The sequence below is a fragment of the Sphingomonas zeicaulis genome (assembly GCF_050433225.1).
Taxonomy (GTDB): Bacteria; Pseudomonadota; Alphaproteobacteria; order Sphingomonadales; family Sphingomonadaceae; genus Sphingomonas_D; species Sphingomonas_D zeicaulis.
Genome location: NZ_JBNPXQ010000008.1, coordinates 183,104 through 201,836, shown reverse-complemented (window position 1 = coordinate 201,836; position 18,733 = coordinate 183,104). Strand labels below are relative to the sequence as shown.

The 18,733-nt window shown below is 66.6% G+C and carries 20 protein-coding genes; 3 read left to right on the top strand and 17 right to left on the bottom strand.

The window, feature by feature from the left end:
- Nucleotides 1-92: 92 nt before the first annotated feature.
- From tolB to FHS96_RS22950, 8 genes are all read right to left on the bottom strand, one after another.
- Nucleotides 93-1,484 carry a Tol-Pal system beta propeller repeat protein TolB gene (gene tolB, locus FHS96_RS22985; protein ID WP_429597473.1) on the bottom strand — a complete coding sequence of 464 codons (1,392 nt, stop codon included), beginning with the start codon at nucleotides 1,482-1,484 and terminating at the stop codon, nucleotides 93-95.
- Nucleotides 1,481-2,350 carry a hypothetical protein gene (locus tag FHS96_RS22980; protein WP_429597470.1) on the bottom strand — a complete coding sequence of 290 codons (870 nt, stop codon included), beginning with the start codon at nucleotides 2,348-2,350 and terminating at the stop codon, nucleotides 1,481-1,483. Before FHS96_RS22980 ends, tolB begins: the two co-directional genes overlap by 4 nt.
- Before the next feature lie 42 nt (nucleotides 2,351-2,392).
- Nucleotides 2,393-2,848 carry a protein TolR gene (tolR, locus tag FHS96_RS22975; protein ID WP_429597467.1) on the bottom strand — a complete coding sequence of 152 codons (456 nt, stop codon included), beginning with the start codon at nucleotides 2,846-2,848 and terminating at the stop codon, nucleotides 2,393-2,395.
- Nucleotides 2,848-3,543 (bottom strand): protein TolQ, encoded by a 696-nt coding sequence (tolQ, locus tag FHS96_RS22970; protein ID WP_429597464.1) that lies wholly within the window; start codon nucleotides 3,541-3,543, stop codon nucleotides 2,848-2,850. Before tolQ ends, tolR begins: the two co-directional genes overlap by 1 nt.
- Before the next feature lie 17 nt (nucleotides 3,544-3,560).
- Nucleotides 3,561-4,007, bottom strand: coding sequence for a tol-pal system-associated acyl-CoA thioesterase (gene ybgC, locus FHS96_RS22965; RefSeq protein ID WP_429597461.1), 447 nt, complete (start codon nucleotides 4,005-4,007; stop codon nucleotides 3,561-3,563).
- 91 nt (nucleotides 4,008-4,098) lie between these two features.
- On the bottom strand, nucleotides 4,099-5,112 hold the full coding sequence (locus tag FHS96_RS22960; protein ID WP_429597458.1) for an inorganic phosphate transporter: 1,014 nt from the start codon (nucleotides 5,110-5,112) through the stop codon (nucleotides 4,099-4,101).
- A gap of 12 nt (nucleotides 5,113-5,124) precedes the next feature.
- A complete protein-coding gene (locus FHS96_RS22955; RefSeq protein WP_429597455.1) occupies nucleotides 5,125-6,225 on the bottom strand; it encodes a DUF47 family protein in 1,101 nt (366 codons plus the stop codon).
- Nucleotides 6,226-6,340: 115 nt separating this feature from the next.
- Nucleotides 6,341-6,736 (bottom strand): hypothetical protein, encoded by a 396-nt coding sequence (locus FHS96_RS22950; protein WP_429597452.1) that lies wholly within the window; start codon nucleotides 6,734-6,736, stop codon nucleotides 6,341-6,343.
- Between the two features lie 96 nt (nucleotides 6,737-6,832).
- Between FHS96_RS22950 and purL the strand changes: the two genes are divergently transcribed.
- Complete coding sequence (gene purL / locus FHS96_RS22945) at nucleotides 6,833-8,998, top strand: phosphoribosylformylglycinamidine synthase subunit PurL (RefSeq protein ID WP_429597449.1); 2,166 nt, start codon at nucleotides 6,833-6,835, stop codon at nucleotides 8,996-8,998.
- Between the two features lie 248 nt (nucleotides 8,999-9,246).
- Here the strand turns inward: purL and FHS96_RS22940 are convergent, their stop codons facing one another.
- From FHS96_RS22940 to FHS96_RS22905, 8 genes are all read right to left on the bottom strand, one after another.
- Nucleotides 9,247-9,855 carry a F0F1 ATP synthase subunit B family protein gene (locus FHS96_RS22940; RefSeq protein ID WP_429597446.1) on the bottom strand — a complete coding sequence of 203 codons (609 nt, stop codon included), beginning with the start codon at nucleotides 9,853-9,855 and terminating at the stop codon, nucleotides 9,247-9,249.
- Nucleotides 9,848-10,342, bottom strand: a complete 495-nt coding sequence (locus tag FHS96_RS22935) for a F0F1 ATP synthase subunit B family protein (RefSeq protein WP_429597443.1) — start codon at nucleotides 10,340-10,342, stop codon at nucleotides 9,848-9,850. The genes FHS96_RS22940 and FHS96_RS22935 overlap by 8 nt, the downstream gene beginning before the upstream one ends.
- Before the next feature lie 64 nt (nucleotides 10,343-10,406).
- The gene (locus FHS96_RS22930) at nucleotides 10,407-10,634 is read right to left on the bottom strand and encodes a F0F1 ATP synthase subunit C (protein WP_025290219.1); all 228 of its coding nucleotides are present in this window, start codon (nucleotides 10,632-10,634) and stop codon (nucleotides 10,407-10,409) included.
- A 52-nt stretch (nucleotides 10,635-10,686) separates the two neighbouring features.
- Complete coding sequence (locus tag FHS96_RS22925; protein WP_488168729.1) at nucleotides 10,687-11,445, bottom strand: F0F1 ATP synthase subunit A; 759 nt, start codon at nucleotides 11,443-11,445, stop codon at nucleotides 10,687-10,689.
- Nucleotides 11,446-11,509: 64 nt separating this feature from the next.
- Entirely contained in the window at nucleotides 11,510-11,830 is a 321-nt protein-coding gene (locus FHS96_RS22920; protein WP_429597437.1) for an AtpZ/AtpI family protein, read from the bottom strand.
- Between the two features lie 183 nt (nucleotides 11,831-12,013).
- Complete coding sequence (locus tag FHS96_RS22915) at nucleotides 12,014-12,409, bottom strand: YdbL family probable chaperone protein (RefSeq protein WP_429597433.1); 396 nt, start codon at nucleotides 12,407-12,409, stop codon at nucleotides 12,014-12,016.
- The gene (locus FHS96_RS22910) at nucleotides 12,406-12,606 is read right to left on the bottom strand and encodes a YnbE family lipoprotein (protein WP_429597848.1); all 201 of its coding nucleotides are present in this window, start codon (nucleotides 12,604-12,606) and stop codon (nucleotides 12,406-12,408) included. Before FHS96_RS22910 ends, FHS96_RS22915 begins: the two co-directional genes overlap by 4 nt.
- 47 nt (nucleotides 12,607-12,653) lie before the next feature.
- Nucleotides 12,654-15,818 carry an intermembrane phospholipid transport YdbH family protein gene (locus tag FHS96_RS22905; RefSeq protein WP_429597430.1) on the bottom strand — a complete coding sequence of 1,055 codons (3,165 nt, stop codon included), beginning with the start codon at nucleotides 15,816-15,818 and terminating at the stop codon, nucleotides 12,654-12,656.
- Nucleotides 15,819-16,021: 203 nt separating this feature from the next.
- Here FHS96_RS22905 and radC point away from each other — a divergent pair, with 203 nt between their 5' ends.
- Nucleotides 16,022-16,729 (top strand): RadC family protein, encoded by a 708-nt coding sequence (radC, locus tag FHS96_RS22900; protein ID WP_429597427.1) that lies wholly within the window; start codon nucleotides 16,022-16,024, stop codon nucleotides 16,727-16,729.
- Nucleotides 16,730-16,807: 78 nt separating this feature from the next.
- Here the strand turns inward: radC and FHS96_RS22895 are convergent, their stop codons facing one another.
- Entirely contained in the window at nucleotides 16,808-17,164 is a 357-nt protein-coding gene (locus FHS96_RS22895; protein ID WP_429597424.1) for an EF-hand domain-containing protein, read from the bottom strand.
- Nucleotides 17,165-17,418: 254 nt separating this feature from the next.
- Between FHS96_RS22895 and purB the strand changes: the two genes are divergently transcribed.
- The gene (gene purB / locus FHS96_RS22890) at nucleotides 17,419-18,726 is read left to right on the top strand and encodes an adenylosuccinate lyase (RefSeq protein ID WP_429597421.1); all 1,308 of its coding nucleotides are present in this window, start codon (nucleotides 17,419-17,421) and stop codon (nucleotides 18,724-18,726) included.
- Nucleotides 18,727-18,733 lie beyond the last annotated feature (7 nt).

The following is an 18,733-nucleotide window of genomic DNA, read 5'->3' as shown; positions in this document are numbered from 1 at the left end:
CCCTTTGCTCGGAAAGTCGGGAACTTTCCGATAAAGTCGTTACGCGATCAATTCGTTCCGCGAGGAACAATCCAAAAAAAAGCTGCGCCGCCCTATGGCAGCAGCGGCCCCCAGGCGGGGTCCGAACCGGCCACCGGCGTCGGCAGCTTGCGCTCATTGCGCCCGGTCAGATCCACCTGCCAGATGCTCGATGCGCCTTGGCGGCCCTGCGACGTCCGGAAGAACTGGATGACACGACCATTGGGCGACCAGGTCGGCGCCTCATCCTGCCAGCTGTTGGTCAGCAGGCGCTCGCCGCCGCCGCCCGGCGTCATCACGCCGATCCGGAAATTGCCGGCGATCTTGGTAAAGGCGATAAGGTCGCCGCGCGGGCTCCATTCGGGCGTCGCATAGCGGCCGCCCCCGAAGCTGATCCTGCGCTGGTTGGATCCGTCGGCGTTCATCACATAAATCTGCTGGCCGCCCGACCGGTCGCTTTCGAACACAATCTGCTTGCCGTCGGGCGAGAAGCTGCCGCCCACGTCGATGCCCGGCGCGTTGGTCAGCCGGCGCGGTGTGCCGCCGGTGGCCGGGATCGAGTAGATGTCCGTGTTGGAGCCGACCGTCATCGAATAAAGGATCGTCCGACCGTCGGGCGAGAAGCGCGGGGCGAGCGTGGGGTTGCTGTTCTCAACCACCAGCTTCTGGCTGCCGCTGCCGACATCGTAGATGTAGATGCGCGGCCGGTTGTTGATATAGCTGAGATAGACGATCTTGCTGTAATCCGGCGAATAGCGCGGGGTGAGCGCGATCGACTGGCCGTTGGTGATGAAGCGGTGGTTGGCGCCATCCGAATCCATGATCGCCAGCCGCTTCACGCGGTTCCCCTTCGGGCCCGTCTCGGCGATGTAGGCGACGCGCGAATCGAAGAAGGGACTCTCGCCGGTCAACCGCGCGTAGATCGCGTCGGCGCATTTGTGCGCGGCGCGGCGCCAGTCGCCCGGGGCGATCTCGAAGCCCTTCTGGGTCAGTTCGGTCTTCAGCACGACATCATAGAGATAGCAGCCGATCGTCAGCCGATCGGTGCCGGTGGCGCGGACATAGCCCTGCACCAGCGCCTCGGCGCCTGTACCCGCCCAATGCGGATATTGCGGCTGGGTCACCTCGCCGAAGGCGATGCCGCGCACCTGATTAGGCCCCAGCGGGCGGAAGATGCCGCTGTTGCGCAGATCGGTGGCGATCACGTCGGCGATCTGGTGGCCGAGCTTGTCGGTGGCGCCGGCCGCGGTCTGCTGCACCGCCGGCGTCGCCAGCGCGGGCACCGCGATCACCACATCGTCGCCATTGACGTCGGCGGTGATGCGGCCGGTATTTTCCACCGGCTGCGTGGGTGCCGCCGCCGGCGGGGCGACCTGCGCCACGGTCGGCATGGCACTGCCGAACAACAGGGTCACGAGCAGCGCGCCCAGGCGCCGCGGGGTCGGGGATCGCGTGTCTTGGGTCATTCTGTCAGCCTCGCATCGAAATCGAAGGTCCAGGTCTTCCATTGCGCATAATTTTCGCGCGGCAGTTTGAAGGGCGCCGCGCGCTTGATCGCACGGATCGCATTTTCGGCATGCAGCCGCATCTGCGGCGTGTTGCTCGCCGTCTTGCCAGTCTGGCCGAGGATCTGGGGTTCGCCCGCCAGCGAGCCATCCTCGTTCAACTCGAAACGGATCTTGGTGATGAGCTTCTCGACGTCCACGCCCGAAGGCGGCCGCCAATAGGGCCGGATTTCATTGCCGATCGCGGCGTTGATCGTCTGGCGCGCCTGCCCGCTGGTCTGCGCCTGGTGCCGCGTGGACGTGCTCGGATTGTCGCGCGTGTTGAGGCCGTCGGTGATCCCGGCCAGCCGGCCAGTCGGCCGCACCGGCTTGTCCGGGCGTCGGCGATCGGATTGGTCGCGCGGCGGTGCGGTGGCCGGCTTGGCGGGCTTGGCCTGCGGCCTGGGGCTGGGCTTTGGCGTCGGCTTCGGATCGGGCTTGCGCTCGACCGGCTTCTTCGCCGGGGTCGGCGCGGGCTTGGGCGCAGGGGCAGGTTCCGGCGCGGGCGCCGGCACCGGTTCCGGACGGGGGGCCGGCGGCAAATCCTCGGCGGGTGGCGGCGGGGTCGGTTCCACCGGCCCTTCCACCTCGCCACGCCGCGTCGCCGGCGCCTCGCTCGACGGATCGGGCGCGGAGCTGATGTCGGCGAAATCGTCGCTCAGCACCACCTCGACCGGCTTTGATTCCAGCTTGACCGAGGTTTGCGCGATATGGAGCGAGAGCAGCCCGAACAGCGCGACATGCGCGACGACCGCGATGCCCAGGCCGGTACGATCGGCCTTATCCATCCGCAATGGCCCCGCATGCAGGCCGAACGGAGCGGGCTGCGATCAACGCGCCTTCCCCTCATCGGTGCTGACCAGTGCGACACGGTTGAGCCCGGCGCGGTTGAGCTCGCCCATCACCCGCATCACCCGGCCATAATCCAGGCCGCGATCGGCGCGCAGGAACACGCGCGGCGTCTTTTCGGGATCATCGCCTTCCTTGGGCGCCGCCGCGTCGAGACGCGCCGCCAGATCGGGCTCGGCAATCTCCTCATCGTCGATGAAGATGCGGCCCTCATTGTCCAGCGAGATCTGCAGCGGCTTCTGATTCTGGTCGAGCGCACCGGCGCGGCTGTCGGGCAGGTTCACCGGCACCCCGGTAACGAGCAGGGGGGCGGTGACCATGAAGATGATCAGCAGCACCAGCATCACGTCCACCAGCGGCGTGACGTTGATCTCGGCCATCGGCGCGCGGCGCGATCCGCGCCCGCGACCACCGGAGGGGAGCCCGCCCATCGCCATCAGCGATCAAGCTCCAGTTCGCGCGACAGCGTGGCGTGGAAGCCATCGGAGAAGCGGTTGAGCCGCCCCTCGAGCCGGTTCACGCCATGGCTGAAACGGTTATAGGCGATGACCGCCGGGATCGCGGCGAACAGGCCGATCGCGGTTGCGAACAAGGCTTCGGCGATGCCGGGCGCGACGACAGCGAGGCTGCTGTTCTGCGCGGCGGCGATCGAGGTGAAGCTGCGCATGATGCCCCACACCGTGCCGAACAGGCCGACAAAGGGCGCGACCGAACCGATCGTCGCGAGGCTGTTGAGCCGGTCGGCCAGCCGATCGACCTCGCCAGCAGTAGCGGAGGCCATCACCACCGCCAACCGCTGGCGGGTGCCATCCCGATCGACCGGGCCACGCGCGGTCGAGCGGCGCCATTCCTGCACGCCGGCGGCGAACACCTTGGCGGCGGGCTGGTCGGCACGACCGGCGCCCTCATAGAATTTGTCGATGTCCTGGGCTTTCCAGAAATCGCGCTCGAACTGTTCGGATTCGCGCATCGCCTGGCGCAACTTCATGCTGAACCCGACGATTACCGCCCAGGTCCAGATCGATGCGAGCAACAACCCGATCATCACGCCCTTCACGACGATGTCCGCCTGGAGGAACAGCGCGATCGGCGAAAGCGTCGCCGCCTCCGTGCTCAGGGTAATGCCTTCCATCGCGCTTCAGATCTCCCTCACAGCAGCCGCTCGAATCTCTCGACCCATGCGCGCGGCTGGCGCTTGGGACGTCCGTCCGTCGTCAGGAAGGCCACGACCACGTCCGCTTCGGACAGGCTTTCATCGCCTCGCCTGACTGTTTGATGAATATGGCAGCTCGCCCCGCGAATCTGGGTCACTTTGCTGACCACCACCAGCGCATCGTCCAGCTTGGCTGGCCGGCGATAGCGAATGGAAAGCTCGGCGACGGCATAAACGCCTTCCCCCGCATCGATGGTTCCACGCTGGTCGATGTCGAGCAGGCGCAGCATGTCCGATCGGGCCCGCTCCATGAAGCGCAGATAGTTGGCGTGATAGACCACGCCGCCAACGTCGGTGTCCTCGAAGAACACCCGCAATGGATAGCGGTGCTCGCTGCCGACGAAGCGGCCGCCTTGCGGGTGGTCGGAAACGTCGTACGACATGGTGAAGGGCTGTAGCCGGGCGATTCGCCGGATCAAACCCCAATTTGCCCTACAGGGAAAACCTGCCGGCCGGGACCGGAAGCCGGGCTGCTCAGAACAGCAGGGTCAGCAGATAGAACAGCGCGCCGACGGTGGCGGAGGCCGGAATGGTGATGATCCATGCGGTCACGACGTTGCCGGCGACGCCCCACCGCACTGCCGAGGCGCGCCGCGCGGTGCCCGCGCCGATGATTGAGCCGGTGATGGTGTGCGTGGTCGACACCGGAATGCCGAGCGCGGAGGCGGTGAACAGCACCATCGATCCCCCGAGCGAGGCGCTGAACCCCTGGTGCTGCGACAATTTGGTGATCCGAGAGCCCATCGTCTCGATGATCTTCCAGCCGCCCGTCATCGTGCCCAGCGCGATCGCGACATAGCAGCTGATCGCCACCCAGTGCGGCACCTCGAACGGCCCGGTCATATAGCCGGTCGAATAGAGCAGCACGGTGATGATCCCCATCGTCTTCTGCGCATCGTTGAGGCCGTGGCTCAACGAATAGGCGGCGGACGAGACCAGGTGCAGCACGCGGAAGCTGCGCTCCGCCCCCTTCGCGGTCGCGCGGCTGAACAGCCAGCTCGTCACCAGCATGATCAGCATCGCCAGGATCATGCCGAGCGTGGGCGAGAGCACGATCGCGATCAGGGTCTTGTTGAGCCCGCCCCACTGGATGCCGGTGATCCCGGCATGGGCGACGCCGGCACCGATCATGCCGCCGACCAGTGCGTGGCTGCTGGAGGACGGGATACCCTTCATCCACGTCACCACATTCCAGAACATCGCGCCGATCAGCGCACCGAACACGACCGAGGGCGTCACAAGCTGCTTGTCGATCAGCCCCTGCCCGATCGTTTCCGCCACCTTGTGCAGGGCTGGAAAGGCGATGGTCAGGAAATAGGCGGCGAAGTTGAACACCGCCGCGAAGAGGACGGCGTGGACAGGCTTGAGCAGGCGGGTCGCGACCACCGTCGCGATCGAATTGGCCGCATCATGCAGCCCGTTGAGGAAATCGAACGCCAGCGCGACGGCGATGAGGCCGATCAGCAGCGGAAGGGCAAGCTCGTGCATCGTATGTGGCGGTCAGGCGTGATCGATGACGATGCCGTCGATCTCGTTGGCGACATCCTCGAACGCGTCGACGATGCGCTCCAGATGCTTGTAGATTTCGCGCGAAACGATGAAGCGCATCGTGTCGCCACCGCCATGCGCCTTGAAGGCATGCTTCACGCCGATGGCGTGGATCTCGTCGGCATGCGCCTCCATGCGGATCAGCCGTTCGGTCAGCTCGTGCAGGCGCGCGCCGTTGCGGCCGACATCGCGCAGCAGCGGCATCGCTTCCGCGACCAGCCGGGCCGCATCGATGATGATCGCGGCCATATCCTTCATTTCCCGATCGAATTCCCTCACCTCATAGAGGTCGATCGCCATCACCGTGGCGTGCATCTCATCGATCGCATCGTCCAGCGAGCCGATCAGGCTGCTGATCGCGCCGCGATCGAACGGCGTCAGGAAGGTCTCGCGCACAGTGCGCAGCATTTCGCGCGTGATGTTGTCGGCATCATCCTCGCGCTCGACCACTTCGCGGATATGGTCGGCATTGCCATCGTGCAGCAGCCGCGCCATCGCGTCGGCGGCGGCGACCACGGTCGCGGCGTGCGCCTCGAACAGCTCGAAGAAATTGCCGGTCTTCGGCAGGAGCCGCTGGAACCACGCGAACATGTGACTGACCTTCGATTTGCCGGCGACCGTCTGCAAGATGCCGGTGCGCCGCGCCGCCGAGCGGAACTCGGCCTGGTTGAACGAGCGAATGAGATCGCTGAGATCGGGTTCGTCGACCGCGTCCGCCGCGTCGGCCAGGGTGAACCAGCGGCGCTCGCGCTGCCCTTGTTCCTTCCACATGCCGAGTTCGCTGCTGACCGCGAGCGGAAACACGTCCACGTCGATCATCAGCGAGGCGCCGTTGCGGCGTTTCTTGCGATAGCGATAGGAGCCCAGCGCCGTCGGACAAACCGCCCCGCGGACGCCGGCTTCCTCCTCCGCTTCCAGCGCGGCGGCGGCGTGCGGGCTATAGCCGCTCGCCTGATTGCCCTTGGGGATCACCCAGCGCTTGCTCTCCCGCGAGGTGACCAGCAGAACCCGCACCGGCGCATCGATCGCGCCGCCATCGGCGCGGTACGGCAAGGCGGCAATCTGGCGAATCTCTCTGGGCTTTCTACGTGGGCGGTCGATGAAAGCGGCGCGTTACGCTTTTGCGACAGTATAGCGCAAGTGAATCAGTGATCGTTGCGCTCGCGGATCAGTCGGAAAGCCAAACCCGCTCGAACGCGGTGCCCGTCCAGATCGCCACCGCTTCCGATGCTTCATCGGTGCCGAAGCGCAAAGTATCGCCTTCAACCGCCACCGCGCTGCGCGGGCATGGCTCACCCACCGGCCCCAGCCCCTTGCCGCAGGCCGTGGCATAGGTGCCGGGCGTGGCCTTGCCGAAATGGAAGGTCTCGGGCTGGTCGATCAACGCCACCACCAGCGGCAAGGCGCCTTCACGGCCCGGCTTTACGACAAGTTGCTTGCCGCCGCCGGGCGCATCCTCAATCTCGGCCACATCCGGCGTGCCGTCCCGGTCGAAATCGCCGGTCACCGGCGCGGCGGCGGTGCCTGCGCTCGCCATCATCAACATCGCGGCCATCATGCTCATGCGCGTCTCCTGTCATCCGTCATCAGGATAACGCCAGTGCCCCGCCGCTGTTTCCGGGCCTAGCAACCCCGCGCGCACCCGGCTAAGGGCACGCGCATGACCCAGATCACGCCCGCGATCGTCGCCGAACATGGCTTGTCCGAGGAAGAATATCAGCGCGTCCTGAACGCGCTCGGGCGGGAGCCCAATTTGACCGAGCTCGGCATCTTCTCGGTGATGTGGTCCGAGCATTGCAGCTACAAAAGCTCGCGCATCCACCTGAAGAAGCTGCCGACCACCGGTCCGCAGGTCATCTGCGGCCCCGGCGAGAATGCCGGCGTGGTCGATATCGGCGATGGCCAGGCCGCCATCTTCAAGATGGAGAGCCACAACCACCCGTCCTACATCGAGCCCTATCAGGGTGCGGCGACCGGCGTCGGCGGCATCTTGCGCGACGTGTTCACGATGGGCGCACGCCCCGTCGCCAACATGAACGCGCTGCGCTTCGGCCGGCCGGACCATCCCAAGATGCGCCACCTGATCGCCGGCGTCGTCAGCGGCATCGGCGGCTATGGCAATTGCGTGGGCGTCCCGACGGTGGGCGGCGAGGTGAATTTCCACCGCGCCTATGACGGCAACATCCTCGTCAACGCGATGACGGTGGGCGTCGCCCAGACCGACAAGATCTTCTATTCGGCCGCCTCGGGCGTCGGCAATCCGATCGTCTATGTCGGCTCCAAGACCGGGCGCGACGGCATCCACGGCGCGACCATGGCCTCGGCCGACTTCTCCGAGGATTCGGAAGAGAAGCGCCCGACCGTGCAGGTGGGCGATCCGTTCACCGAAAAGTTGCTGATCGAGGCCTGCCTCGAATTGATGGCGTCGGACGCGATCGTGGCGATCCAGGACATGGGCGCCGCCGGCCTCACCTCGTCCTCGGTCGAGATGGCCTCCAAGGGCGGCGTCGGCCTGCTGCTCGACATGGACAAGGTGCCGCAGCGCGAAACCGGTATGACCGCCTATGAGATGATGCTCTCCGAATCGCAGGAGCGCATGCTGATGGTGCTGAAGCCCGGCCGCGAGCCCGAGGCCGAGGCGATCTTCCGCAAGTGGGAACTGGATTTCGCGGTGATCGGCGAAGTCACCGACAGCGGCCGCATGGTGCTGGTGCATGGCGGCGAGACGGTGTGCGACATCCCGCTCGGCCCGCTCGCCGACGACGCCCCCTGCTATGACCGTCCGCATGTGAAGACGCCGGCGCCGGCGCCGCTCGCCGACGTGCCGGCCTCGACCGACATTGCCGCCGATCTCGTCCGCCTGATGGGTTCGCCGGACATCGCCTCGCGGCGCTGGATCTGGGAGCAGTACGACCACATGGTCGGCGCGGACACGGTGCAGCGGCCCGGCGGCGACGCCGCGGTGGTGCGCGTCCACGGCACCGACAAGGGCCTGGCGATCAGCACCGACTGCACGCCGCGCTATTGCTATGCAGACCCGTTCGAGGGCGGCAAGCAGGCGATCGCCGAATGCTGGCGCAACATCACCGCGGTCGGCGCCGTGCCGCTCGCGACCACCGACTGCATGAACTTCGGCAACCCGCAGCGGCCCGAGATCATGGGCCAGTTCGTCGGCTGCATCGAGGGCATGGCGGAAGCCTGCGCGGCGCTCGACTTCCCGATCGTGAGCGGCAACGTCTCGCTCTACAACGAGACCAAGAATGACGACGGCACCGGATCGGCGATCCTGCCGACCCCGGCGATCGGCGGCATCGGCCTGCTTGCGGACTGGTCGAAGTCGGCCACGATCGCGTTCAAGGGCGCGGGCGAGGCGATCCTGCTCGTCGGCGGCGACACCAGCCATCTCGGCCAGTCGATCTGGCTCCGCGAGATCCACGGCCGTGAAGACGGCCCGCCGCCGCCTGTCGACCTCGCGGCCGAGAAGGCCACCGGCGCGATCGTGCGCGACCTCATCCTCAACGGCACGCTGACCGCGGTCCACGACGTCTCCGACGGCGGCGCGCTGGTCGCAGTGGCCGAGATGGCGCTGGCGGGCGGGATCGGCGCCGAACTGACCGGGCTGGATACCGCCGCGGCCGCGTTCGGCGAGGATCAGGCGCGTTATGTGGTGACGACCAAGGATCCGGATGCGGTGGCTGCAACGGGCGTTGCCGTGGCTCGCATCGGGACGACCGGGGGTGATACCGTGGCGGTTGCCGGCGGTGCCGTGGCGCTCGCCGACCTGCGCGCGGCGCATGAAGGCTTCTTCCCCAAGCTGATGGGCTGAGGCAATTCTCAGCCCCTCCTCTCCAGAGGAGGGGTTGGGGTGGAGGCGAGCGCAGCGAGCTTCCGGCAACGCCGGAAAATAGCCTCGCCGGGAGCATTGAGCCCCCGTCGACGCTTCCCCACCCCAACCCCTCCCCTGGAGGGGAAGGGGCGAAGATTGCACTTCTCAAAAACCGCACACACGAAAAAGGGCGCCGTTCCCATCGGAACGGCGCCCTTTTTCTTAGCCCGTAACGGGCCGGGCGAACCTCAGTTCAGTCGCGTCCCGATCCCGGCGATGGTCTGATCGACCAGTGCGCGATCCGCGCCAGCGTCATGCTTGGCCGCGATCAGTGCCGCAGCCGCAGCCGCAGCCGCACTCGCCGCCTTGGCGCGGACGTCGGAGATCGCGCTACGCTCGGCGGCGGCGATCTTGTCTTCCGCCATCCTGGCGCGACGCTGGGTCAGGTCCTGCGCCGCCGCTTCGGCGTCGGCGAGGATCTGCTTCGCTTCGGCTTCGGCGTGGCTGCGCATCGATGCGGCTTCGGCCTCGGCGGCCTTCAGCTTGGCATCATATTCGGCGCGCAGCGCCTCGGCCTCGGCACGCAGGGCCTTGGCTTCGTCGAGCTGGCTGCGGATCGCCGCGATCCTGCCATCGAGGCCGCGAGCGAACAGCGCCGGCACCCGCTTCCACAGCAGGATGAGGATGAACACCGTCATCGACAGCGCCACCCAGGCGCTCGGGCTCAGCCCCAGCGCGGACGGCTCGGCGTGAGCCCCACCATGCGATTCGGTGCCGGTGTGCAGGCCCTCGGCCGTGTCGGCGTGCGACAGGTTCGCGGCCACTTCCGCCGAGCCGGGAGAAAGCGTCTCAGCCATGATTCATCGCTGCCTTCACTGCCTGGGTCGCTTCGTCAGCGCTCACCGGCACGCCGGAGAGCCGTGCGACCATCTCCTGCGCGGCTTCGGCCGCAACAGTCTCGATCTCGCCGAGCGCCGCATCGGTCGCGGCACGGATGCGCGCCTCGGCCGCGGCGATGGTCGCCTCGTTCTGGGCGTCGCCCGCGGCGATCTTCGCCTCGGACGCTGCCGCCGCCTCGGCCTTGGCGGCCTGGGTGAGCTTCAGCGCCTCGGCACGGTTGGCTTCGGCCTTGGCGCGATACGCCTCGTCCCGCTCGTCCGCCGCCTTGCGCGCGGCGTCGGCCGCAGCAAGGTCTCCGGCGATCTGGCGGTCGCGCTGGTCAACCGTCGCCTGGATCTTCGGCACCATGCCGAGGCCGATGACGAAGAAGACGAAGCCGAACGTCAACAGCACCCAGAAGATCTGCGACGAATAGGTGGCGGCGAGCTGGGCTATCTGGGGCATCGTGCCTCGATTCCTGTCCTGCCGCCCGACCCACTGGGGCCGGGCGGCGGGGTAAAAGACGTCGTTAAGCGACGAAGATCAGGATCATCGCAACGACGAACGCCAGCAGACCGAGAAGCTCGGCGGCGGCGAAGCCGATGAACAGGCGGCCCTGCTGGCCGTCGGCGGCTTCCGGATTGCGCAGCGCGCTCTCGAGGAACGAACCGAACACGTTACCCACACCGATGGCGGCCATGCCGGCGCCGATCGCAGCGAGACCAGCACCGATCAGCTTGGCGGCTTCTGCGTCCATCATGTAAAACTCCCTTGGTAAATTCAGTTGACGAGAAAAAAGTCGGAACGGCTCAGTGCAGGTTCTCGGCGTCGTTCAGATAGAGCGACGTGAGCAGCGCGAAGACATAGGCCTGGATGCCGGCAACCAGGATCTCCAGGGCGCAGATTGCAACCATCAGGATGAAGCTGGCGCCGCCGATCGGAATGCCGAACATCAGGCCGGCATTGGCGCTGTCGATGACGAAGCTGGAGAGCACCTCGAGCAGCACGTGGCCGGCCATCATCGCGACGAACAGTCGCAGGCCGAGGCTGAACGGACGGACGAGGAACGAGATGAGCTCGATGATCGGGATCAGCCACAGCAGCCACACCGGCGTGCCGTGCGGCACGAACAGCGAGAAGAAGTGCAGGCCATGGCGCCAGAAGCCGACGATCAGAACGATCGAGAAGCTCATGATCGCGAGCACGCCGGTGAGCGTAAAATGGCTCGTGATCGTGAACGGATGGACGCCGACCAGGCCCAGCGGCAGCAGGCCGAGCAGGTTGGCGAACAGGATGAACATGAACAGCGAGAAGATGTAGGGCACATATTTGCGCCCCTTCGGCCCGACATTGGCCGACAGCATCGAATCGATGAAGCCGGTCATGCTCTCGACCGCCATCTGCCAGCGGCCGGGGACCAGCGCGCGCTTCATGCCACCCAGCATGAACACCCACAGCACCGCGACGGTGATCACCATCCACAGTGCCGAGTTGGTGAAGGCGATGTTGTGACCCGCGATGTTCCAGTGATCGGTGCCGAACAACGGCTCGATCGTGAACTGGTGCATCGGGTCTACTTTGCCCTGTTCGGCCACTTGGCTACCCCAATCCCTGCGACCAAAGCGCCCGAAATCACTTCGAGCGCTGGTTCGAAATCCTGATGATGTTCCTGAAGGAGACGATGATCCCGAGGGCCATCACCACCAGCAGACCCCATGGCGACGTGCCGGCGAAACGGTCAATGACCCACCCGATCAGCGCGCCGCCGGCAATCCCCCCGATCAGTTCGGCGAGAACGCGGTTGCCGAGACGATAATTCTCGTCCGCCCCCTTTTGCGTTTCGCCAGTCCTGACCGCTTCGTCATGCTTTGCCTGCCTGAGCCGCTTGTCCAGCGCCTCGAGCCGTGCATCGCCGCCGTCGCGGGGGTCCTGCCCGGGTTCGTCTTTCGCCATGTTCTCCCCTCCCGGCGCCTAGGCAGCCTGAAGCTTCACGAGACATGAACGACGAGTGAACCCGCCAAGGCGCGGCCCGTTTAGGTAGCGAGCCAGCCCGAGTCAACCATGCCAGGGACCAAGCCCTGCGCATCGAGCCCGAGCGGTGCCAGCAGGCCAAGCCCGTCGCCCGCTCCGCGCCGTTCAGGCCGGGCAGTTGGCCGGCAACTGCACCGGCGCGCTTCCTGCACGCACCTGCCATGTGCCGTCGAGCAGGCGATAGGCCTGCCCCGGCCCCACACGGGTCGCCAAGGTGCGGCAGCCGGTGGCGGCGGCCGCCGCGGCCACGCTCACGCCGCGCTTGGCGGCCAGATCGGTGTAGGCATCGCGCCGCTTGATGTTGATCGATTCGACCTCGGCGCGCACATCCGCACCCACCGTTCCGCGTACGCCCAGATAGCCGTCGGCCTGCTCGCCGACCGTGCCGGCGGAAATCGCCGCGGCGACGGCGCCCGACTGCGCATAGGCGATGCCGCCGATACCCGCCGCCATCGCCAGCGCGATGCCTGCCACGGCCGTGATGATCGTCCTGTTGGTCATTGCGGGAACAGCTCCGGATTGTCCTCGATGAGTTTCTCGGCGTCCTGCTGGAGCTTCACGAGAACCTCCTGCTTGACGTTGATGTTCAGGTTTATCTCGATCGGCTTTTCGGGCGCGGTCACCTGGATGCATCCCGGGACCGCGACCACCAGGCCGCCGAGGGTTGCGGCGCGTACCGCCAAATCGATCCATGCCATCGCCGGACGGGTCGCACCGCATCGCTTGCTCGTCAATATCGAACGCTTCATGGCATGGAATCGCTTTCCTTTGGCTGAACGCCTTCGACCTTTGGCTGGCCGCCCGCAGGAACAGCCGGTGCCGGTGCCGTCACTGGTGTGTCGGCAGGATCGGCATTGTCGGCCGGCACCGCGCCCGGCGGCAGGGCGTCGCGCACGAGGATGGAAGGGTCGTAGAACGATTTTGCGGTGGTCATCAGCCCGCGGAACGGCGCCTTGATCTTGATATTGAAGATGAACTGACGGCCGAGGATCTGTTCGAACAGCCCGCCCTTCCCTTTCTCGATACCCTGCTGGTTGACGCCATCGAACCGGATATCGCTAACAAGTTCGCCATCGATTGCGCCGTTGAGGCCGATCGTCAGCCTTTTGTAGCGAATCGATTTCAGCGCATCGAACGCGATCTTGGCGAAGAAGTTGAGGTCCGCATTGCTGACCTCGCCGATGTAGGACAGCGTGCCGCCCTCCTCGCGCACCTTGAGATAGCCGCCCTCGATGCGGCCGCCCTGTTGATCGAAGATCATCGGCAGCACGCCATCGAACTTGCCCGACGCATTGAGGTTGTCGAATTCGAACTTGTTGATGAAGGGCCCGGCATCGAGCCCGACGACACGGAAGGTTAGCCGTCGCTCGGGCGCGGACAGGTCGATGGTATCCGGGTCGAGGATCAGTTCGCCGCCCGCGAACGGCCAGCGCCCGCTTTCGATCTTTACCCGCTGCCCGGCGAGCAGTTGGTAACGGATTTCGCCATCGTTCACCGCAACACCGGGATTGGCCTCACCGATCCGCACCAGTTGCCCCGGCGCGGTCTCCAGCGCGAGAAGATCGGTGAAGCGGACCTCCCCCGTGAGACCGCTAACAGGGCCGAATGCCGCAGCGAGCGCGGTATCAGTGGTGCGGAAGGTGCCGCCGCTGGTTACACCTTTGGGCGACCAGTCGATCCGGCCCTGCCCGCTGACCGTGCCGCGTACATTGGCGATAACGCCCAGCGTCAACGTCGTCAGTTCCTCAGGCTGCAATTTTTCGCCAAAGGTGATACCCGGCACGTCGAGCGCGGCACGGCCGGTGCCGGTCGACAGGCGGTGATCGATCGTCACCTTCGTCACCGTCGAGCCGTTCTTGGGTTCGACCAGGGTGCCCCCCGCCGCTATTTCGCCATTGGCCAGCACCAATACGAAATCGGGCGAACGTAGCGGCTGGAATCGCGGGGGGGTGGCTTCGTCGTCGACGCGCAACGCGGCGCCCAGCCCCAATATTCCATTGCGCAGCCGCCATTTGCCCTCCCCCTCGGAGACAAGCAGCGGAATCGCGCCGATCTTCCCGGAAAGTGCAGCGAAGGTGCCGGCGAGCCCACCGCCATCGATTCGGCCATCGAGCCGACCGATGTCGAGCCGGGTCTGGCTGTCCGCATCGCCGAGCCGCACCGCGATATCAGACAGCCCCAGCGTGCCGTCGCCCAGCTTCACCCGCGCGCCGCTCGCCGCCAATGTCACCGGGCTGCTGCCCAGCCGCCCGGCGAGCCGCGGCGCATTGATCGAGGCGCCGCCGCGCAGCCGGCCGCCGGTCAGCACCAGCAGTGCGCCGCCTTCAACCGGGCACAGCCCAAGCCGCGCCGGGCGCAGCACCAGCCCCGCGGCGCTGACCGAACGCCAATCGAGCGGCGCACAGGCGCGATTGACCACCAGATTTCCGCGCGTGTCGATCAGCCCGCTGACCGGCAGGCTCAGCCCTTCCACGCGGCCGTCGGCCAGTGGCCCATCCAGCGTGATCCGCGTCTCGAAGCGGGCGCCGTCCGGCAGCGCGGAGAAGGTAATGGGCGCCAATGTCAGCTTCGCACCGCCGGCGGCATAGGGCGCGAAGCGCGCCTCGCCGGTCAGCGGCCCGCCGGGGCTGGCCTGCGCCAGCCGGATCTCCCCGTTGGGCAGCCCGCCGCCGCCGATGCCGAGCACGCCATCGATGCGCGCATCGCCCTGCGGCCAGCGCAACTGCACGCCCGCCCCATCGTTCAACTCAAGCCGCGCGCCGCTCGCGCTGTCGAGCGCCAACCGCGAAAGCGTGACCGCGCCGCCATCCGGCCCAAACGCCAATGACAGCCGCGCATCGACTGCGGCTTCACGCGCGGCGTTGGCAAGCGCAGTGCCTAGCGCGCTTGCCAGCGGCCCCGCCGGCGTACCGGCCGCGCCGGCGCCAATGCCGCGCAGTTGCGCAATTGTCGCATCCGCGAGCCGGGCGGACGCCGCGCCCGCCCCGCCGTTGAAGCGCAGCCGATCGCCGGCGAACTCATAATCGCCATCGATCCCGAAATCACGCACCGCCCCCTGGGGGGCTGTGATTTGCGCCGCGGTCAGGCGCAGCATGCCGTGCGTCCGCGCGGCCTTGCCGCCGAAATCCAGCTTGCCACCGATTCGCGCCGCGCGAATATCCGCATAGCGCGCCGCCACCATTGCCAGCCGCGCGTCGCCCGACCAGGCATCCAGCGCCTCGGACAACGCCGCGGTGATACGAAGATCCGCATGGCCGGTGCGTAGCGCCAAAGCGGGGCAATCGAGCGTGTCGGTGCGCACCGGGCCGCTCAGCGCCGGGCTGCGATCGACGATCTTGAGATCGACATAGGCGGTCGTCCGCGCGAGCGTGCAGCCGGCAATCGCGAGTCGCGGCGCAACCGCCGCCAGCCGGCCGCGAAAGCCGTTGCGCAGATTGCCGCTGCCATCGAGCTTCAGCCCAATCGGCCCGGTCGGCGCATCGAGCCGCATCCGGGCATCCTGCAGCATCACGCGCAGATCTGGCAGGCTAAAGGGCGCACCGCTGGGCGCCGGCATCAGCTTGTCGAGATCACCCAGCGAGAGCGTTCCGTTGACGATCCGGCCGCGCAGTCGCACCCCGCTGGCGCGTATCTCCGCGATGCGCGGCGTGCCGAGCCGATAGGTGATGCGTAGTTCCGCCCAGTCCGCGGTCAGGTCCGGTTGCGCCGGATCGCCGAGCACCAGATGCTCGATGCGCTGCCGCCCCGGGGCGAGTTCGACGAGGTCGTAGCTGCCGCGCACGCCGCGGCGCGCCAATTCGGCATCGATATAGTTGCGGGCGATCGGCTTGCGCTGGAACCACAGAACCGCCAGCGCCACCAGCAGGAGCGCAAAGACCAGCAGCAACGTCCGGCGCAACACGGCGGTCATCGCCGCTCCGCGGAAGAAGGCTCCGATATGGTCATCCTTCCCGCCGGCTCCCAATCATGCGCCCACAACGCGGGCCTAAGGATATGGTTCGTCGGTGGCAACACAATGCGTTTGCCGCCGAATGAGCGCCTGCTGCGGAATGCCGTCGCTTGCCACATTTCGAGCGGTGGACGCGGCCCGCCCGCTCCCATAAGGCTGGCGATGTGGGAGAAACGAAGGGGCAAGGCGGCGAAAAGCCCGAACGCAAGGATGGCGAAGGCCATCGCGCGCGCTTGCGCGGCAGGCTGCTCGCCGATGCCGATGGGCTGCTCGACCATGAATTGGTCGAATATCTGCTCGCGCTGGCGATGCCGCGGATCGACACCAAACCACATGCCAAACGGCTGCTTGCCGAATTCGGCGGCCTTGGCTCGCTGTTCGCCGCCGATGCCGAATCGCTGCGCCGGGTAAGCGGCATCGGCGACAGTTCGATTGCCGCGCTCAAGATCGTCAATGCGGTCGCCGCGCGCATGCTGCGAAGCACCGCGGAAGCACGGCCGATCCTCTCCAATTGGCAGGCACTGCTCGACTATCTCCATGTCGATATGGCGCATAGCGCGATCGAGCGCGTTCGCGTGCTCCATCTCAACGCCAAGAACATGCTGATTCGCGACGAACTGATGAGCGAAGGTTCGATCGACCAGGCAGCGGTGCATGTTCGCGAGGTGATTCGCCGCGCGATCGAACTGGGATCGAGCGCGCTGATCCTGGTCCACAACCACCCTAGCGGCGACCCGCAACCGAGCCGCGCGGACATCACCCTTACCCGCGACATCATCGAGGCGGGGCGGCGGATGGACATCCAGGTGCATGATCATGTCATCATCGGCACGCAGGGCCATGCCAGCATGCGGGCGCTCGGGCTGATCTAGCGGCGGCGTACGCCAAAAAAGAAAAGGCGGACCGGAAACCGGTCCGCCTTTCCCTGCGACCCCGAAAGGGCTGTTGCGTCAGCCGCCGAGGAAACTCGTCAATTCGGTCTGGGTCACCGCCGCACTCTTGTCGGCATCCGCCTGGGCGAAGGCCTGACCCGCCCAGGTGCTGAGCGCGGTCTGGTCGGCAGCGGCGCTCGGATCCGACTTGGTCTTGAGCGCGATCAGCCAGGTGCTGAATTCGTCCTTGCTGAGATCGCCGGTGCTGTCCTTGTCATAGGCCGGGAACTCGGCCTTCACGATTTCGGCGACCGACGTCGGCTGCGCTGTCGCAGCGGGCGCTGCCGGGGCAGCTTCCTGCGGTGCAGCCGCCTCCGGCGTGGTCTGCGGGGCGGTAGCCGCCGCGGTCGCAGGATCAGCCGACTGCGGCGTCATTTCCTGCGCAAGTACCGGAGCAGAAAAGGCAAGAGCGCTGGCCAGAAGAGCATAACGTAGCATACAGAATACTCCTGTTAATTTCGCGTCGCTTCGGCAGTGAAGGGATACCGAAACTGTAAGTAATTAACCCTGACAGCGGCAAGTCCGTTCCACACGCGACTCGGTTGCCGGCTCGGTTCATCTCTGCTAGCGCGCGGCTCGCCGCGTCGGCCTGCCCGATCGACCTCTCCTCCTGCCACAAGGTCTCGACCATGATTTCCCGTTACAGCCGCCCGGCCATGACCGCGCTCTGGGCGCCCGAAGCGAAGTTCCGCATCTGGTTCGAGATCGAGGCGCACGCCACCGACGCGCTCGCCGAACTGGGCGTGGTGCCGAAGGAAGCGGCCGCGGCGATCTGGGAACGCGGCGCGTTCGAGGTAGATCGCATCGATGCGATCGAGGCCGAGGTGAAGCATGACGTGATCGCCTTCCTCACCAACGTCGCGGAGCATGTCGGACCCGAGGCGCGCTTCATGCACCAGGGCATGACCAGCAGCGACGTGCTCGACACCTGCCTCGCGGTGCAACTCGCGCGGGCCACCGACATCCTGCTGGAGGATCTCGACAAGCTTCTCGAGGTGATCAAGCGGCGCGCCTATGAGCACAGGCTGACCCCGACGATCGGCCGCAGCCACGGCATCCATGCCGAGCCGGTCACCTTCGGCCTCAAGCTGGCGCAGGCCTATGCCGAATTTGCGCGCAACCGCGACCGCCTGATCGCCGCGCGCGCAGACGTCGCCACCTGCGCGATCTCCGGCGCGGTCGGCACCTTCGCCAACATCGATCCGCGCGTCGAGGCGCATGTCGCGGAGAAGATGGGGCTGACGGTGGAGCCGGTTTCGACGCAGGTGATCCCGCGTGATCGCCATGCGATGTATTTCGCCACGCTCGGCGTCATCGCCAGCTCGATCGAGCGCCTTGCCACCGAGATCCGCCATCTGCAGCGAACCGAGGTGCTCGAGGCCGAGGAATATTTCTCGCCCGGCCAGAAGGGCTCGTCGGCGATGCCGCACAAGCGCAACCCGGTGCTGACCGAGAACCTCACCGGCCTCGCCCGCATGGTGCGTGGCTATGTCACCCCGGCGCTGGAGAATGTGGCGCTATGGCATGAGCGCGACATCAGCCACTCCTCGGTCGAGCGCTATATCGGCCCCGACGCCACGATCACGCTCGACTTCGCGCTCGCGCGCCTGACCGGCGTCGTCGACAAGCTCGTCGTCTACCCGGTGCGGATGCAGAAGAATCTCGATCGGATGGGCGGCCTCGTCCATTCGCAGCGGGTGCTGCTGGCGCTGACCCAGGCCGGCGTGAGCCGCGAGGACGCGTATCGACTTGTCCAGCGCAACGCGATGAAGGTGTGGGATTCGGACGGCGAACTCTCGCTGCTCGACCTGCTCAAGGCCGACCCCGAGGTCACCGCGGCGCTCGGCGAGCAGGAAATCGAGGAGAAGTTCGACCTCGATTACCATTTCAAGCATGTGGATACCATTTTCGCACGCGTGTTCGGCGCGGCGGTCTGAACGGCGG

Coding starts and splice junctions, on each gene's coding strand:
- FHS96_RS22915 (WP_429597433.1), bottom strand. CDS start 12,409: ATGACCAACAGGACGATCATCACGGCCGTGGCAGGCATCGCGCTGGCG.
- purB (WP_429597421.1), top strand. CDS start 17,419: ATGATTTCCCGTTACAGCCGCCCGGCCATGACCGCGCTCTGGGCGCCC.
- FHS96_RS22950 (WP_429597452.1), bottom strand. CDS start 6,736: ATGAGCATGATGGCCGCGATGTTGATGATGGCGAGCGCAGGCACCGCC.
- FHS96_RS22910 (WP_429597848.1), bottom strand. CDS start 12,606: ATGGCATGGATCGATTTGGCGGTACGCGCCGCAACCCTCGGCGGCCTG.
- FHS96_RS22930 (WP_025290219.1), bottom strand. CDS start 10,634: ATGGACGCAGAAGCCGCCAAGCTGATCGGTGCTGGTCTCGCTGCGATC.
- FHS96_RS22940 (WP_429597446.1), bottom strand. CDS start 9,855: ATGGCTGAGACGCTTTCTCCCGGCTCGGCGGAAGTGGCCGCGAACCTG.
- FHS96_RS22925 (WP_488168729.1), bottom strand. CDS start 11,445: ATGCACCAGTTCACGATCGAGCCGTTGTTCGGCACCGATCACTGGAAC.
- FHS96_RS22895 (WP_429597424.1), bottom strand. CDS start 17,164: ATGACGCCGCAGTCGGCTGATCCTGCGACCGCGGCGGCTACCGCCCCG.
- tolB (WP_429597473.1), bottom strand. CDS start 1,484: ATGACCCAAGACACGCGATCCCCGACCCCGCGGCGCCTGGGCGCGCTG.
- ybgC (WP_429597461.1), bottom strand. CDS start 4,007: ATGTCGTACGACGTTTCCGACCACCCGCAAGGCGGCCGCTTCGTCGGC.
- FHS96_RS22905 (WP_429597430.1), bottom strand. CDS start 15,818: ATGACCGCCGTGTTGCGCCGGACGTTGCTGCTGGTCTTTGCGCTCCTG.
- FHS96_RS22935 (WP_429597443.1), bottom strand. CDS start 10,342: ATGCCCCAGATAGCCCAGCTCGCCGCCACCTATTCGTCGCAGATCTTC.
- FHS96_RS22960 (WP_429597458.1), bottom strand. CDS start 5,112: ATGCACGAGCTTGCCCTTCCGCTGCTGATCGGCCTCATCGCCGTCGCG.
- FHS96_RS22980 (WP_429597470.1), bottom strand. CDS start 2,350: ATGGATAAGGCCGATCGTACCGGCCTGGGCATCGCGGTCGTCGCGCAT.
- tolQ (WP_429597464.1), bottom strand. CDS start 3,543: ATGGAAGGCATTACCCTGAGCACGGAGGCGGCGACGCTTTCGCCGATC.
- purL (WP_429597449.1), top strand. CDS start 6,833: ATGACCCAGATCACGCCCGCGATCGTCGCCGAACATGGCTTGTCCGAG.
- tolR (WP_429597467.1), bottom strand. CDS start 2,848: ATGGCGATGGGCGGGCTCCCCTCCGGTGGTCGCGGGCGCGGATCGCGC.
- FHS96_RS22920 (WP_429597437.1), bottom strand. CDS start 11,830: ATGGCGAAAGACGAACCCGGGCAGGACCCCCGCGACGGCGGCGATGCA.